14 protein-coding genes are annotated in these 15173 nt (G+C 68.3%); 9 read left to right on the top strand and 5 right to left on the bottom strand.

From position 1 onward, the window contains the following. The first annotated feature begins 11 nt into the window (after positions 1-11). Positions 12-1373 (top strand): TrpB-like pyridoxal phosphate-dependent enzyme, encoded by a 1362-nt coding sequence (locus VGC47_10545; GenBank protein HEX9855745.1) that lies wholly within the window; start codon positions 12-14, stop codon positions 1371-1373. 37 nt (positions 1374-1410) lie between these two features. Here VGC47_10545 and VGC47_10540 read toward each other — a convergent pair whose 3' ends face one another. Then, positions 1411-1596, bottom strand: a complete 186-nt coding sequence (locus VGC47_10540) for a Flp family type IVb pilin (GenBank protein HEX9855744.1) — start codon at positions 1594-1596, stop codon at positions 1411-1413. A gap of 269 nt (positions 1597-1865) precedes the next feature. Between VGC47_10540 and VGC47_10535 the strand changes: the two genes are divergently transcribed. Further along, complete coding sequence (locus tag VGC47_10535; protein HEX9855743.1) at positions 1866-2585, top strand: DivIVA domain-containing protein; 720 nt, start codon at positions 1866-1868, stop codon at positions 2583-2585. Positions 2586-2587: 2 nt separating this feature from the next. Here VGC47_10535 and VGC47_10530 read toward each other — a convergent pair whose 3' ends face one another. Continuing rightward, positions 2588-3544, bottom strand: coding sequence for a patatin-like phospholipase family protein (locus VGC47_10530; GenBank protein ID HEX9855742.1), 957 nt, complete (start codon positions 3542-3544; stop codon positions 2588-2590). A 164-nt stretch (positions 3545-3708) separates the two neighbouring features. On the opposite strand from VGC47_10530, the gene mshD reads away from it, so the two are divergent. Next, complete coding sequence (gene mshD, locus VGC47_10525; GenBank protein ID HEX9855741.1) at positions 3709-4578, top strand: mycothiol synthase; 870 nt, start codon at positions 3709-3711, stop codon at positions 4576-4578. Between the two features lie 37 nt (positions 4579-4615). Here the strand turns inward: mshD and VGC47_10520 are convergent, their stop codons facing one another. Together VGC47_10520 and VGC47_10515 are read right to left on the bottom strand one after the other, a co-directional pair. Continuing rightward, entirely contained in the window at positions 4616-4813 is a 198-nt protein-coding gene (locus VGC47_10520) for a hypothetical protein (protein ID HEX9855740.1), read from the bottom strand. Positions 4814-4902: 89 nt separating this feature from the next. Then, on the bottom strand, positions 4903-5763 hold the full coding sequence (locus VGC47_10515) for an aminoglycoside phosphotransferase family protein (protein HEX9855739.1): 861 nt from the start codon (positions 5761-5763) through the stop codon (positions 4903-4905). 184 nt (positions 5764-5947) lie between these two features. Here VGC47_10515 and thrS point away from each other — a divergent pair, with 184 nt between their 5' ends. From thrS to VGC47_10500, 3 genes are all read left to right on the top strand, one after another. Beyond that, positions 5948-7876 carry a threonine--tRNA ligase gene (gene thrS / locus VGC47_10510; GenBank protein ID HEX9855738.1) on the top strand — a complete coding sequence of 643 codons (1929 nt, stop codon included), beginning with the start codon at positions 5948-5950 and terminating at the stop codon, positions 7874-7876. A gap of 67 nt (positions 7877-7943) precedes the next feature. Then, positions 7944-10670: an MMPL family transporter gene (locus VGC47_10505; protein HEX9855737.1), complete on the top strand. Its 2727-nt coding sequence runs from the start codon at positions 7944-7946 to the stop codon at positions 10668-10670. Then, positions 10667-11164 carry a hypothetical protein gene (locus tag VGC47_10500; protein ID HEX9855736.1) on the top strand — a complete coding sequence of 166 codons (498 nt, stop codon included), beginning with the start codon at positions 10667-10669 and terminating at the stop codon, positions 11162-11164. The genes VGC47_10505 and VGC47_10500 overlap by 4 nt, the downstream gene beginning before the upstream one ends. 13 nt (positions 11165-11177) lie before the next feature. Here VGC47_10500 and VGC47_10495 read toward each other — a convergent pair whose 3' ends face one another. Further along, positions 11178-12470, bottom strand: coding sequence for a citrate synthase (locus VGC47_10495; GenBank protein ID HEX9855735.1), 1293 nt, complete (start codon positions 12468-12470; stop codon positions 11178-11180). 164 nt (positions 12471-12634) lie between these two features. On the opposite strand from VGC47_10495, the gene VGC47_10490 reads away from it, so the two are divergent. Genes VGC47_10490 through VGC47_10480 form a run of 3 tightly spaced genes read left to right on the top strand, consistent with a single transcriptional unit; the run spans position 12635 to position 15134 of the window. Then, a complete protein-coding gene (locus VGC47_10490) occupies positions 12635-13222 on the top strand; it encodes a CDP-alcohol phosphatidyltransferase family protein (GenBank protein ID HEX9855734.1) in 588 nt (195 codons plus the stop codon). Continuing rightward, entirely contained in the window at positions 13219-14103 is an 885-nt protein-coding gene (locus tag VGC47_10485; GenBank protein ID HEX9855733.1) for a phosphatidylinositol mannoside acyltransferase, read from the top strand. Before VGC47_10490 ends, VGC47_10485 begins: the two co-directional genes overlap by 4 nt. Further along, positions 14100-15134 carry a glycosyltransferase family 4 protein gene (locus tag VGC47_10480; GenBank protein ID HEX9855732.1) on the top strand — a complete coding sequence of 345 codons (1035 nt, stop codon included), beginning with the start codon at positions 14100-14102 and terminating at the stop codon, positions 15132-15134. The genes VGC47_10485 and VGC47_10480 overlap by 4 nt, the downstream gene beginning before the upstream one ends. Positions 15135-15173: the final 39 nt, after the last annotated feature.

Genomic DNA, 15173 nt, shown 5'->3' with positions numbered 1-15173 from the left:
GAGGGCACCCGATGACCGAGCGCACGAAGATCCTGCTCGACGAGAGTGAGATGCCGACGCAGTGGTACAACATCGTGCCGGACCTGCCGGCGCCGCCGCCTCCTGTGCTGCACCCGGGAACGCTGCAGCCGGTTGGCCCTGATGACCTCGCTCCACTCTTCCCGATGGCGCTCATCCTCCAGGAGGTGAGCCCGGACCGCTTCGTCGACATCCCGGGCGAGGTGCTCGATGTGTACAGGCTGTGGAGGCCCTCGCCTCTGTACCGCGCCCACCGTCTGGAGCGGGCCCTCGATACCCCGGCGCGCATCTACTACAAGTACGAGGGTGTGAGCCCTGCCGGATCGCACAAGCCCAACACGGCGGTGCCGCAGGCGTTCTACAACGCTCGCGAAGGGGTGCGCAAGCTCACCACCGAGACCGGGGCGGGCCAGTGGGGGAGCGCCCTCGCCTTCGCCTGCGCCCTGTTCGGCCTCGAGTGCGAGGTCTGGCAGGTTGCCGCCTCGTACCAGCAGAAGCCGTACCGCAAGACGATGATGGAGGTCTGGGGCGCCACCGTTCACTCGAGCCCCTCGGACGTCACCGAGGCCGGCCGCAAGATCAGAGCGCTGGACCCGGAATCGCCCGGGAGCCTCGGTATCGCTATCAGCGAGGCCGTCGAGGCGGCGGTGATGGGCGAGGGCACGAAATATTCCCTCGGCAGCGTCCTCAACCATGTGCTCATGCACCAGACGATCATCGGCGAGGAGGCCTTGCTGCAGTTCGCAAAGGTGGGCGATACGCCGGACGTTCTCGTCGGATGCACCGGTGGCGGGTCGAACTTCGCGGGGCTGTCCTTCCCGTTCTTGCGCGAGAAGCTCGCCGGCAACATCGCCCCGACGATCCGCTGCGTCGAGCCGGCCGCCTGCCCCTCTCTGACGAGGGGCGAGTACCGGTACGACTTCGGCGACACGATGGGGATGACGCCGCTCGTGAAGATGCACACCCTCGGACACGATTTCATCCCGGATCCGATCCACGCCGGTGGACTCCGCTATCACGGGATGGCCCCCCTCGTCTCGCATCTGTACGAGCTCGGCCTCGTCGAGGCTGAGGCCATCCACCAGAACGAGTGTTTCGACGCCGCCGTTCGATTCGCCAGGACGGAGGGCATCCTGCCTGCCCCGGAGCCGTCCCATGCGATCGCGGCTGCCATTCGCGAGGCCGAGCGGGCACGGGAATCCGGGGAGGAGACCGTCATCCTGACGGCCATGTGCGGCCACGGCCATTTCGACCTGGCGGCGTACGAGGCCTATCTGGGTGGGGAGCTCGTGGACTACGACTACCCGGAGGCGAGGGTGGTCGAGGCGATGGCGAAGGTGCCCGTCGTCACATAGAGCCGAGCGGGGCGGGGGCCCTCTCGCCGGCGATCTCCTACCAGCCCGGCGCGGTCGCGATCGAGTTGTAGGAGTTGGAGAGTCGCTGGCCGAAGAAGGCCACGGCGACCACCGCGACGATGGCGATCAGGGCAACGAGGAATGCGTATTCGACGAGGCTCGCCCCGTCCTCAGCCCGCATCCGGGCCTGCAGAGTGCTGAAGAGTCGAGTTGCGAGGTTCATCTGGCCTGTTCCCTCACTGTGGGCAACGGGAGCCCACAACGGTTGCTTGTCGGCGGCTGGTGCCGCATCTCGAAGGTATCGGCAGAATCGACGATCCGGCAACGGGTCGGCCGACCCAATTTGGTCTATCGGACTTCCTCACCAGGGTTCACTCGCGGTCAACTATGTTTCGGTGACTATTGACGTGCCACGCAAAGTAGCCATACACTGACGCTCAGTCGGTAGGGCGCTGTTTGAGGCCGGGAAGGCGACGAAGACCGAGCGGCGGCGTGCTCGCCGCCTCCGACGACAGGAGAGCAGGCGTGGACGTGACCCCTTCCGACATCAGGCGCAAGCGCTTCGACGTCATGAAGAAGGGCGGTTACGACCCTGAGGCCGTCCACGCCTACCTGAACGAGGTCTCGTTCGTCATCGCCGACCAGCACCGCTCGCTCATGGAGGCGAGGGCACGGCTCAGTCGCGTCGAGAAGGAGCTCGAGGAGTTCCGCAGCTCCGGTGATCGCCTCGAGGAGGCGGTCCTCACGGCGTCGCGCTCCAGGAACGAGGCGGTCTCGAAGGCTCGGGAAGAGGCCGAGTTGATCGTCGGCCGTGCCAGGCGCGAGGCGCTGCAGCTACTCGACCAGTCGCGCAACGACGCCGAGGAGTTCCTCGACTCGGCCCGCGACGAGTACACCCGGATACAGCGGAGGGCTGAGCATCTGCGTGGCGTCGTGCGGCAGACCGAGGACGTGCTGCGCACGATGGCCCAGGGCGACCTCGCCCAGGCTCCAGTCGACGCAGGAGGAGTCAGGCTGCGCGACATGCTTGCCGACCCCGACTCCGTGATCGACACCGCCGCCACGGTGGAGGCCGACGCCATCGTGGAGCTCGACGAAGACCGGCATACGGTCAGGCTCGGCGGGGGAGCGAGGATGCCGCGAGGCATCGACATGGGGCAGGCCGTCGACCTGCTCCTCGACCAACTCCGCTCGGTCAAGGTGCCCGCGTAGGCTCAGCGCACCCGATCTCGGACCAGGTGGCGGCTGAGCACGTCCCAAGTTTCGGCTGAGCCGAGGTGGTCACGTAACGAGCGCAGCGTCCTCAGGAAAGCCGGGACGGCGGCGTCCAGTGACATCGGATTGGGCCGGGCCGCCGACAGGACGTGCTCATCCGGTCGCAGCACGACGATGTCCGTGTCCGGCCAGGCGGTCCTGATCTTCTCGAGCTCGGCGTCGAGCGCGGTCCTTCCGAGCCGATCGAAGACGTCCTCGTAGAACCGGGCGTGCGGTCGCGGCTCGAGGGCGGCCAGCGGGGCGATCACGAGGACGACGTCGAGCGGCTCCTGGCTGGCGAGCACCAAGTCGGCGCTCGTCCCGGTGGCGATGCCGCCGTCTGCGTACCAACGGCCATCGATGCGGACCGGCTCGAAGATGAATGGCACGGCCGCCGAGGCGGCAACCGCGATCTTCAGCGGGACCTCCGGGGCCCGTTCGGTGCCGAAGGGGACTCGCTTTCGTCCGTCGAGGTCGTAGGCGACGATGACGGTGGGAGCGCTCGGCCAGCCATCGGCGAGATCGCCCAAGGCGTGCTCGACCCATTCGACGAGGCCGTCCGTCGTGTACAACGCCGGGCAGCCGAGCACGATCCCGACGTCGGGTCGCACCATGCTCGGGAGCACGCCCTTGCGGAGCCAGCGGATGACGCCGCGCGGGCGTCCCCTGCGGTAGACGTAGCCTCTCAGGCGGTCCGAGACCTCCTGGCGAGTCGCCGCATTCCCGATGAGCGTGTCGAGGGTCAGCTGGCCGCCGCGCAGCATGGCAGCCGTGAACGCTCCCGACGAGGTACCGACGATGACGTCGGCGTGGGCAGGATCCCATCCGGTTGCCATCTCGATGGCGAGCAGCGCCCCGAAGTGATAGGAGGCACCGGTGATCCCACCGCCTCCGAGAACCAGCCCTACCTTGCTCACGAGGGCTCAGTGTACGTTGGCGTCGCGCCCGGGGCGCGCGTGATGGGGCGCCCGGGGCGCGCGTGATGGGGCGCCCGGGGCGCGCATGATGGGCGCCGGAGGCGCGCTTGGCGGAGGGCCATCGTCCGCCTCGGCGGCGCCGCGCCTCTCCTATCGTTGCGCCGGTGGAGTGGGAGGCCTATCAGCCGGTGCAGCACCGAACCGCTCTGGATGTGCTGCTGGCGGCGGTCGAGGCGAGGGACGGTTTGCCGGCCTTGACCGAGTACAAGTTGCTGCGTGTCGACAGGCCCGACAGGTCCAGGGGGTCGGTCGCCGTCGCAGGGGACGCAGTGGCGGCGTACGTCCAGGCGGCACCGCACCGCCAGTCGGACGGCGCCGAGCACTGGGCGATCGAGATCGCAGTCGCCCCGGGGGCCGAGCTCTTCCACGAGGCCCTCGAGGTCGCAGTGGCACAGGTTCCCGGCGGCGCCAGGTACGTCGTGTGGGCGTGGACGAGCGAGGCCCAGCGTCTACTGGCAGCGGCCGGATTCACGGCCACGCGGACCTTGCACCGCTTGGAGCGTCCACTTCCGATCGGAGCCGGTCCGGACTGGCCTTCGCACATCACGCCATCGACGTTCCGTCCCGGGATCGACGAGGAGGCGTGGTTGGCCACGAACAACGCGGCGTTCGCAGGGCACGAGGAGAATGGGTCGATCGACCTGGCGGACCTGGCGCTGCGAACCGCCCAGCCATGGTTCGATCCCCGAGGTGTCGTGATGGCGTGGGACGGCGACGTCCTCGCAGGATCGTGTTGGACGAAGCTGCACGGCGACGGAGTCGGTGAGATCTACATCGTGGGCGTGCACCCGGAGGCGCGGGGAGGCGGGCTCGGGAGGGCGCTCGTGCTCGCCGGCCTTGCGGACCTCCACGACCGCCAGGGCGCCGAGGTCGGGATGCTCTACGTCGACGGCGCAAACGAGGCGGCCATGTGGCTGTACAGGGACCTCGGGTTCCGTGCGGTGTTCACGAACTGCATGTACGAGCGGGGTTGACGGCGCGCCCTGCCCCGCAGAGTTGCCGCCGCGTCGATCAGCCGAAGCGTTGCCCGCAGCTCGGGCAACGAGGATCGTCCTCGCGGGTCGCCGCGTTGCACCACGGGCACGGCAGATCGATCACGTCGGCGCCGCCGTGGAAGGTGTTGCGCGACACCTCGTTCGGCAAGCTGCGGCGGGCAACCGCGACCGCTCCTGCGGTCATGACCGCTCCAGCCAGGAGAACCTCGACCATCTCCACTCCGTTGCTCGTCCGGAGTCCCGAGGGTAGGGACGACAAGCTGGGTTTTCGCGGATTTCCGAGCCGCCCACAGGCGCGGATGCTCAGTCTGCGCTGGCCGCCGCGGTGACGGCCCGCTGCAGCTCGGCGAGCAGGTAGTCGAACTCGTCGAGGTCGGTGCGCATCGTGTTCTCGGCTTCGAACACGAGCATCATGCCGGCGTGATAGACCGTCCACCGGTCGAGCTGCTCCGGCTCGAGCGCCCGCCCGTAGCCCTCCTGGAGGCCACGCGACGCAGTCTGCCCCGACTTGAGGCCCGAGAGCCACATGGCTTTCGACAGGTCCCACTCCGGGGGCGCCAGAGTGGCCCACTCCCAGTTGATGAGCGTCACGTTGCCGTCGTCGTCCACCAGGAAGTTCTCGGGCACGGCGTTCGTGTGCGCCACCCGCGGTTCGGAGGCGTACGGCGGGCGCACCCGGCGCGCCTGCTCGATGAGGTCCATGGTGATCCCGATCTTGCCTCGGTAACGCTCGAGGCGGCGGAACGTCGACATGAAGTCGACGGTCACCCACTCCTGGTCGATCCCCCGTGACAGGTTCGACAGTGGAGCGGACTCCGACTCGTGGATCCTCGCCAAGATCTCGCCCGCCCTCCTGGCGATGCCGATGTTCTCGGGCAGTGACCCGATGTTCCACCGGCCGGCGTCCTCGAAGATGACCCATTGGAGGTCGCCTTCGGCGCCCCGGTCGAGCACGGTCGGCATACCGTCGAGGTGCCCGAGGGCATCCAAGGCGTGCCGTTCCCTGCGCTCCCGGGCAGGCGTGCCGTAGATCTTCACGATCCGGCTCTCCTGATCGGTCCACAGCCGGTAGATTCGATTCACTCCCAGGACGCGGTCGATGCTCGTCAGCTCCTGGACGCGTCCACCACCTGCGAGTCTGTCGGCGAGCTCCAACGGTTCCACGGAGTGAAGTCCCTCTCGTCGATTCCGTTTTCATTGTGTCACGGCCCGGTCGGGCGCGGCGGCATTTGTCCTGGGCGACTGCCGCCCCAACTAGCCTTGGCGAGACGGCTCGGCCGCACCGACGGAAGGGCTGTGAGCGACCCGGCCGCCGCCGACGCCTCACCGGAAGGATGAATTGTTGCCCGTGCACCTCACGTTCCCGGACGAATCCGTTCACGCCTTCGATGACGGTGTCACGGGTCTGACGGTGGCGCGCAGCATCGGCCCCCGCCTCGCCGATGCGGCCGTGGCGGTGTCCGTCGACGGCGCCCTGCTCGACCTCGCCGCAGAGATCGCTTCCGGCGGCCGATTCGAGGTGATCACCGAGTCCTCCGAAGAAGGCCGCCACGTCATCCGGCATTCGGCCGCGCATGTGCTGGCGCAGGCCGTGCTCGATCTTCATCCCGGCGCCAAGTTCGCCATCGGGCCGCCGATCACGGACGGGTTCTACTACGACTTCGACATCGGCCGCCCGTTCACACCCGAGGACGTCGAGGCGATCGAGGGTCGCATGGCCGAGATCATCGAGGAGGACCAGCCGTTCCACCGGCAGGTCCTTTCCAAGGACGAGGCCCTGGCGGTGTTCGCCGACCAGCCGTTCAAGACCGAGATCATCGAAGGCGTCGACGAGGACGAGGGCGCCGGAAGCTCCGAGGTCTCCGTGTACCGAAACCTCGGTTTCGTAGACCTCTGCCGGGGCCCGCACCTTCCGTCCACCGGACGCATCGAAGCCGTCAAGCTCTTGCGCACGGCCGGCGCCTACTGGCGAGGGGACGAGAACAAACCGCAACTGCAGCGCATCTATGGCACGGCCTGGGAGTCGCAAGCGGCCCTGGCCGACCACCTGGCCCGGCTCGAGGAAGCGGAGCGACGCGACCACAGGCGGATCGGCGTGGAGCAGGAGCTCTTCTCGTTCCCGGCCGAGCTCGGCGCAGGACTGGCCGTGTGGCATCCAAAGGGCGGGCTGCTGCGCAAGGCCGTCGAGGACTACAGCAGGCGGACCCACCTCGCTCACGGCTACCAGATCGTGGCGTCGCCCCACGTCGCCAAGGCCGAGCTGTGGAACACATCCCGCCACCTCGACTTCTACGCGGATGGCATGTACCCGGGGATGACGCTCGACGAGCAGACCGAGTACCGGATGAAGCCGATGAACTGCCCGTTCCACATCCTCATCTACCGGAGCCGCAGCAGGAGCTACCGCGAGTTGCCGCTCCGCCTCTTCGAGCTGGGCACCGTGTACCGCTACGAGCGCTCGGGTGTGCTCCACGGGCTGCTGCGGGCGCGCGGTTTCACCCAGGACGACGCCCACATCTTCGTCGAGGAGGCGCAGGTGCCGGACGAGCTCCAGAACCTCCTCGACTTCACGCTCATGGTGTTGCGGGACTTCGGCTTCAACCAATTCGAAGCCGACCTGTCGACTCGCGACCCGGACAAGTGGATGGGCGACCTGGCGATGTGGGACAGGGCAACCGAGGCTCTGCGCGAGTCGCTCGTCAAAGCCGACATCCCTCATGAGTTGGCCGAGGGCGAGGCGGCCTTCTACGGGCCGAAGATCGACGTTCACATCCGCGACGCCATCGGGCGGCGCTGGCAGCTCTCGACATTGCAGGTCGACTTCGGGCAGCCGGACAACTTCGACCTGCTGTACGCAACCGGCGAGAACTCGCGGGAGCGACCGGTGATGATCCACCGCGCCCTGATGGGGTCGCTGGAGCGCTTCATCGGGATCCTCATCGAGCACTATGCAGGCGCCCTCCCGGGCTGGCTCGCCCCCGTCCAGGCGACGATCGTCCCGGTCGCCGACCGCCACCACGGGTACGCCTCCGAGGTGGCCGCCGGGATGATCGACGCCGGGCTTCGCACCGAGGTCGACGAGTCGGACGAGACGGTCGGTGAGAAGATCCGCCGGGCCATCACCTCCAAGCACCCAGCCGTGATCGTCGTCGGCGACAGGGACGTCGAAGCGGGCACGGTGGGCGTTCGTGTGCGGGGCGACGACAGCGAGCGGCGTGGCGTTCCGCTCGACGAAGCCATCGCCGAGCTGACCGAGCTGTGCAAGCCGCCCCGGTGAGCCGGTAGACCCCGAGGCACCGTTAACCTGCCCGGCTCATCACCCGCTGAACCGGAGGAATCGACTCTTGAAGACGCTCGTCAACGGACTGGCCACGGCAGTGAGGAAGTTCCCCTGGATCGTCATCGCGGTGACGCTCGTGCTCACCGCCGTTCTCGGAGGCTTTGCAGGCCAGTTCCAGCCCGAAGAGGACTCGAACGACTCGTTCGCCCCCGATGCGCCGGAGTTGGCGGCCGTCGACCGGATCTCCGAGCTCTTCGGAGAGGATTCGTCGGTCGGGGTGATGCAGGTGATCGTCAGCGCACCCGACGGCGCCGACCTGTTCTCCACGGAGGGGTTCGCAACCGTTCGAGCGGTCCGAGAGGCAGTCGAATCCGGGCCGCTCGCCGAACACCTCGTGCAGGATCCGCAGCAGCCGGGAATCGTCAGCTTCCTCTCACCGGTCGAGCAGGCGATCGCCCAGGGGTCCCCGGCTCCGGAAAGCGATGACGAGTTGCGTGAGGCGTATCTGTCGGCAGTCGCAGAGCTGCCGGGTGAGCAGGCAGGGCTGATGACGCAGCTGCTCTCGGCATCCTCCGACCCCAGGGCGCCGACCGGCGACACGGGTCTCGTCCTCCTCTTCCACAACGCGGCAGCTCGCCTCGAGATCGAGCCGTTCGTGGACCTGTCGGCCGAGGTCGCCGCAGACATAGAGGCGGTGGAGGTCCCCGACGGCTTCTCCGCCCAGCCGTTCTCGTTCGAGTTGCTGTTCGCCGACGAGGACGAGTTCCAGACGGAGATCCTTCGGCTCTTCGCGACCGCCGCCCTCATCATCCTCCTCGTCCTCGCCCTCGTCTTCCTCGTGACGCCACGGCGGGCCCGCAACGTGTGGCTCATCAGGATCGGAATCGTCGCCATGGTGGCCGCCACCATCGTCTCGATCCTGCCGACGCTGGCGACGGTGCTCGACAGCGCATTCCCGGACGCATGGAAGGACTGGAACTCGAACGCCCTGCTCGGCTCCGTGGCGCTCATCGTCGTCGCCACGTTCATCGTGTGGTCGGTCGCCTCGAACCGCCTCCGTAGAACGGTCGCCGACACGGTGGTGACGTTCGTGACGATCGTGATCGCCATCCAGTGGATGAACGGCGTCGGTTATCTGATGTTCACGGACGCCAGCCCGATGACCCAGATCCTGCCGATCCTGCTCATCGGTCTCGGCGTCGACTACTCGATCCACGTCACGACCCGGTACCGGGACGAGGTATCGAGAGGGGCGTCGGTCGACGCCGCCATGTCCACCGCGGTGCGTACGGTCGGGGTGGCCCTGGTCCTTGCCACGATCACAACAGCCGTCGGCTTCCTCACGAACGTCGCCAACGACCTGCCGGCGCTCCGGGAGTTCGGGCTCCTGGCCGCAGTCGGGATCGTGTTCTCGTTCCTGCTCATGCTCACGTTCGTCCCGGCGGTCCGCCAGCTGCTCGACAGGCGTGCCGAGCGTGGCGACAGGCTCGACCGGGCCAGCCTCGTCGGCGGTGAGTCGAAGACCTTGCCGCGGGTCATCGGTAGCACGTCGGGGCTGGCGACCAGATTGGCAGTGCCGACGCTCGTCGTTGCCCTGGTCCTCGGGGTCATCGGGTCGTACGGGGTCACCCAGCTCGAGACGAGGTTCAGCTTCATCGACTTCATCCCGACCACGTCACCATTGCGGCAGACGTTCGAGGCCCTCCTCATCGACTTCGGGGGCGGCTTCGGCGAGAGCACCCAGGTCCTCGTCGAGGGCGACGTCGCGACGGTGGATGCCTGGAACGCCATGGTCGTCGCCAACGGCAACCTGCTCGACACCCCGAACGTCGTGACCTTCGGGGGACAGCCGGATGCGAGCTCGCCGCTGGCGGCGATCGCTCCGCTCGCCGCCGACGGATCCCCGACGTTCGACCAGGGCGTCGGCGCTGCGCTCGAGGCCGCCGGCGCCGGTGAGGACCTCACGGTCGGCGATGGGGCCGACGTGGCCGCGATATACGACGCGGCCTACACCGCGGCGCCCGACGGGATGGCTGCCGTGCTCAATCGCTCGGGAGACTCGTATGACGGGCTCCTCTTCGACGTCACCACACAGGCGGGGGAGGCCGGAGCCGGACAGTTGCGAGACGACGTGCTCGCAGACTTCGCTCCGATGTCCGGCGAGGGCCTCTCGGTCGTGGCGACGTCCGACGAGATCATCGGCGACGTCGTCGTCACCACGCTGCGGGACTCTCAGGTGTCGTCGCTGCTGCTCACCCTGTTGGCCGCCCTCGTGCTCCTCGTCGCCAACTTCTGGTACGAGGCCCGCAGGCCCATGCTGGGAGTGATCACGACGCTTCCCGTCGTGCTCGTCGTCGTCCTGTCGTTCACCCTCATGGTGCTGTTCGGCATCCCGTTCGGGCCGGTCACTGCCACGATCGCGGCGCTCGCCATCGGCATCGGCATCCCGTACATGATCCACATCACGCACCGCTACCTGGAGGAGCGGGTGCGGTTCGAGTCGTCGGCGGATGCGATCAAGTCGACGTTGACCCATACAGGCGGGGCGCTCGCCGGGTCGGCGGTCACGACCATCGCCGGCTTCGGGATCCTGGTGACGTCGACGACGATCCCGTTCCGGCAGTTCGGGTTCGTCACCGCCTACACCATCCTGCTGGCGCTGCTCGCCGCCGTCCTGGTCCTGCCAGCCATGCTCTTCACATGGGACCGCTGGCACGAGAAGAAGGGCTCCCGCTCCTTCGACGAGGTCGCCTACCGCGAGGCGATGGAGCCCCAGCGAGAGGCGTCGTGACCGACAAGCGCATCCCGCGGCTCGAGATCCCGAACGACGTGGCGGCGGATGCCGCCGTGCCGGAGGATCTCGACTCGGACGTCTACGGACCGTACGCAGTCCCCGAGCCTGCCAGGAGGCGAAGCGCAGGCCTGGTGTACCTCGGGGCTGCTCTGCTCGTCGCGGTGGGGATCGCCGTGGGGCTCCCCGGCGGGATGGGGGTGGCAGCCGCCGGCCTCGGGGCCCTGGCGGCGTACCACGCGATCACCGCATGGCACCTCGCCGTGAGAGAGGACCGAGCGCTCGAGACGGCCAACCGGGCGACCGAGTTTCCTGTCGGGCATGCCTCGGCTGCGATGAGCTTCGAAGGCTGGCGAGCAAGACCGGTGTGGAACGTGCTCGTGTTCTCGGCGGACGATCCGCCGACGAAGCGGGGGCTGGTCCGCGTCGACGCCTTGTCGGGCGAGGTCGTCGAGACGTACACGGAGGCGATCGTCGAGCGAGCCGACGACTGACCGGCGCCGTCGGCTACCTGTCCGCGATCGGAACGAAGTCCCGCTGCACAGGCCCGGTGTACACCTGGCGGGGACGGCCGATGCGGTTGCCCGGGTTGGCGCTCATCTCCTTCCAGTTGGCGATCCAGCCGGGGAGTCTCCCGATGGCGAAGAGCACCGTGAACATGCGCATCGGGAAGCCGAGCGCCCGAAAGATGAGACCCGAGTAGAAGTCGACGTTCGGGTAGAGGTTCCGCTCGTGGAAGTACTCGTCCTCGAGTGCTGTCGACTCGAGCTTCTTGGCGATCTCGAGGAGCGGGTCGTCTTCGCCGACGGTGGCGAGCACGTCGTCGGCGAACTTCTTGAGGATCTTCGCCCTCGGGTCGTAGTTCTTGTAGACCCTGTGACCGAAGCCCATCAGGCGGAACGGGTCGTCCTTGTCCTTGGCCCGGGTGATGGCGCTCTCGACCGTGGCGGCGGGGTCGAGGTGGATCTCTTCGAGCATCTCGACGACGGCTTGGTTGGCGCCGCCATGGAGCGGTCCCCACAAGGCGTTCATGCCCGCCGCGACCGAGGCGAACAGGTTCGCCTGGCTCGACCCTACGAACCGCACCGTCGCGGTCGAGCAGTTCTGGCCATGATCGGCGTGCAGGATGAGCAGGACGTTGAGGGCCTTGGCGACGACCGGGTCGACCTTGAAGTCTTCGACGGGGAGGGCGAACATCATGTGGAGGAAGTTCTCGACGTACGTCAGGTCGTTGCGCGGATAGACGTACGGCTGGCCGATCGACTTCTTGTATGCCCAGGCTGCGATCGTCGGCATCTTGGCGATGAGGCGCTTGGCGCTCTCACCCACGCCGTCGGGATTCTTCGGGTCGTGGTACGACTCGTAGAACGTCGAGATGGCGTTCGTCGCCGACGACAGGATCGCCATCGGGTGGGCGCTCCGCGGGAAAGCATCGAAGAAGCGCTTCATCTCCTCGGAGAGGAGCGTGTGGCTGCGGATGCTCCTCGTCCACTCGTCGAGCTGCGCCCGGTTCGGCAGCTCGCCGAACAGGAGCAGATACGCCACCTCCAGGAAGGTGCAGCTCACCGCCAGGTCTTCGATCTCGTAGCCGCGGTGCCGAAGCGTCCCGGCGTCGCCGTCCACGTACGTGATCGAGCTGAGGGTCTCCGCCGTGTTGGCGAAGCCCGGGTCGTAGGTGATGAGGCCCGTGTCCGAGCGCAACCGCGAGATGTCGATGGCGTCACTGCCCACGGAGGCCTCGACGACGGGGAGGTCGTGTTCGCCGTCAGGGAGCTGCAACGTGACCTTTGCCTGATCCATCGCCGGGTGACGCTCCCTCCAGCTCGACAACGTGCTGAGCCGATTGTATACACGGCGGTCGCGCGGGACTGCGGGGAGCCTGCCCGAATCGGGCGCCGGCGGGCGGGTCGGGCGAAGGCGCCTGGTGCGCCCGTGGTAGGTTTCCGCCTCGGAAGGAGGGCCGTGTGCTCGACCTGAGGGGCCGCAGCCGGCTCGCACCGATACTCGATCCCGTCGCTTCCTGGCTGGCAAGGGCCAAGCTCACCCCGACCATGGTGACGTTCGCCGGCCTCATCGTGGCCGTCTCGGGGGCGGTCCTCATCGCGGCCGGGCGGTTCTTCTCAGGGGCGATCGTGGCCGGCGTCGGGACTCTGCTCGACGCCCTCGACGGCCCGCTGGCCAGGCTCCAAGGGACGGCATCGATCCGGGGGGCGTTCGTGGACACGATGTCCGACCGCTTCGGCGAGACCGCCATCTGGACCGGCCTGGCGTTCTCGCAGCGAACGGACGAGACGGCGCTCATGCTCACCATGTTCGCCTTGGCCTTCTCGCTCCTCACCCCGTACGTTCGCGCCAAAGCTGAGAGCTGGGGCGCCGAAGGCCGGGGCGGTTGGATGGGCCGGGCGGAGCGCATGATCCTGGCTCTTGTCGGCATCGGGCTCTTCGGCCTCGATGTGCCCGTGCTCCTGCCGATGCTGTGGATCTTCGCGGTGCTCTCTGCGTTCACCGTCGCCCAACGGGTCATCCACACCTGGCAGCAGCTCTCGTCGTGAGCGATCTTCCCGGCTACCTGGCGTACCGTGCGATCGCCGGCGTGTTCAGCAGGCTGCCGGAGCCCGCCATGCGCAGGAGCGGCGAGGCCCTCGGACGGCTGCTGTGGCATCTCGCCCCGAAACGGAGAGCGCTCGTGCAACGCCACCTGAGGCGCGTCGTCGGCGAGTCGGCGGACGTCGTCGCGCTGTCGAGGCGCATGTTCGCCAGCTACGGGAGGTATTGGGCCGAGCTGTTCTGGATCACTCCTCGGCGCAAGGCGGAGTTCGTCGAGCACGCCGACGTCGAGGGCGTCGAGCACGCCACGGCCGCCAGAGACGCCGGCCGCGGCGTCATCTTCGCCTTGCCGCACATCGGCAACTGGGAGGCGGCAGGGGCCAAGGCAGAGGCGATCGGCTTCCCGGTCCTCGCCGCCGCCGAAGCTCTCTCGAACCAGCGGATCGTCGACTGGTTCGTGGAGTGCAGGAGGGCCGTCGGCATCGACGTCGTGGTGGCATCGACCGGCGCCAAGGTCACCGCAGCCCTCATGCGGCGCCTCGGTGACGGAGGGACGGTGGCTCTCGTCGCCGATCGCGACGTGACGGGTAGAGGGGTCGAGGTCGAGTTCTTCGGCGAGAAGACCACCATGCCGGCCGGGCCGGTGGCGCTCGCCGAGCGGACCGGTGCGGCGCTGTTTCCCGTCGGGTCGTACTTCAAGGAGGGCAAGGGCCACGATTTCGTGATCCACGAGCCGATCGTGATACCGGACGCCCCGACCCGAGAGGAGCGGATCGCCGGCGGTGTCAAGGCGTTCGCCTCAGCGCTCGAGGGCATCATCCGGGTCGCCCCGGAGCAGTGGCATCTCTTCGTGCCGAACTGGCCGAGCGACGAGGAGCCTGGATGAGGGTCGCCGTGGTGTGCCCGTACGACCTCGGGAGGCCGGGGGGCGTCCAGGACCAAGCGATCAAGCTCGTGGCGTGGCTCGAGGAAGCGGGCCACCATGCGTGGCTCGTCGGACCCGGCGTCGAGGGCCCCAACGATGCGCGGCTCGTGGGGAGGACGCTGCCGGTGCGCGCCAACGGATCCATCGCCCCCATCGCCATCGACCCGAGGGTCGTCGCCGCCGTGCGGGAGGCGGTCGCCGGCGCCGACGTCGTCCACGTGCACGAGCCGTTCATGCCGGTCGTCGGCCTGGCGGCGGTCCGAGCATCCGGCCGCGTCGTGGGCACGTTCCACGCCGACCCGTCCCGCCTCGTGAGGCGGGCGCTCAGACTGTCGGGCAGGGCACTGCGAGCGACCGCCGGGCGCATCGACGTCGCCACGGCCGTGAGTGACCTGGCCGCGGAGGCCGTGGCGTCGCTCATCGCCGCCGAGATCATCCCGAACGCCATCGACGTCGCGGCGTATCGCTCAGGACGCGTCGAGCGGCACGCCGCCAGGGTGGTGTTCCTCGGGAGGGACGAGCCGCGCAAGGGCCTGGGGGTCCTGCTCGAGGCGTGGCCGATCGTGCGAAGCACGGTCCCCGATGCGGAGCTCGTCGTGGCAGGCGCGTCGGGGAACGACGCGGAGGGCGTGCAGTTCCTCGGCAGGATCGGCGAGGACGAGAAGCGGGAGGTGCTCCGGTCGGCTGCCGTGATGGCGCTGCCGAACCTCGGAGGAGAGAGCTTCGGCATCACCGTCGCCGAAGGAATGGCCGCCGGCTGCGCCGTCGTCGCCTCCGGGCTGCGCGCCTTCGTGGCCGTCGCCCGCGACGGCGCCCAGTTCGTCCCTCCCGGCGATGCCGGGGCGCTCGGCCGGGCGATCGCCCGGCTGCTCACCGACGATGCCGCTGCGGCGGCATTGCGTGCCAGGGCGGCATCCACGGTCGCCGCCTACGACCGGCCGGTCGTGCTCTTCCGCTACCTCGATGCGTACCAGCGAGCGAGGTCGGCCTGACCGGGCGTGCACCTTCCTTTCGGTACACTCGGCCGGCAC

Source organism: Acidimicrobiia bacterium (assembly GCA_036396535.1).
Classification (GTDB): domain Bacteria; phylum Actinomycetota; class Acidimicrobiia; order Spongiisociales; family UBA5794; genus DASWKR01.
Note: the sequence above shows the minus strand (reverse complement) of the source record. Positions and strands in the feature narration are given on the sequence as shown.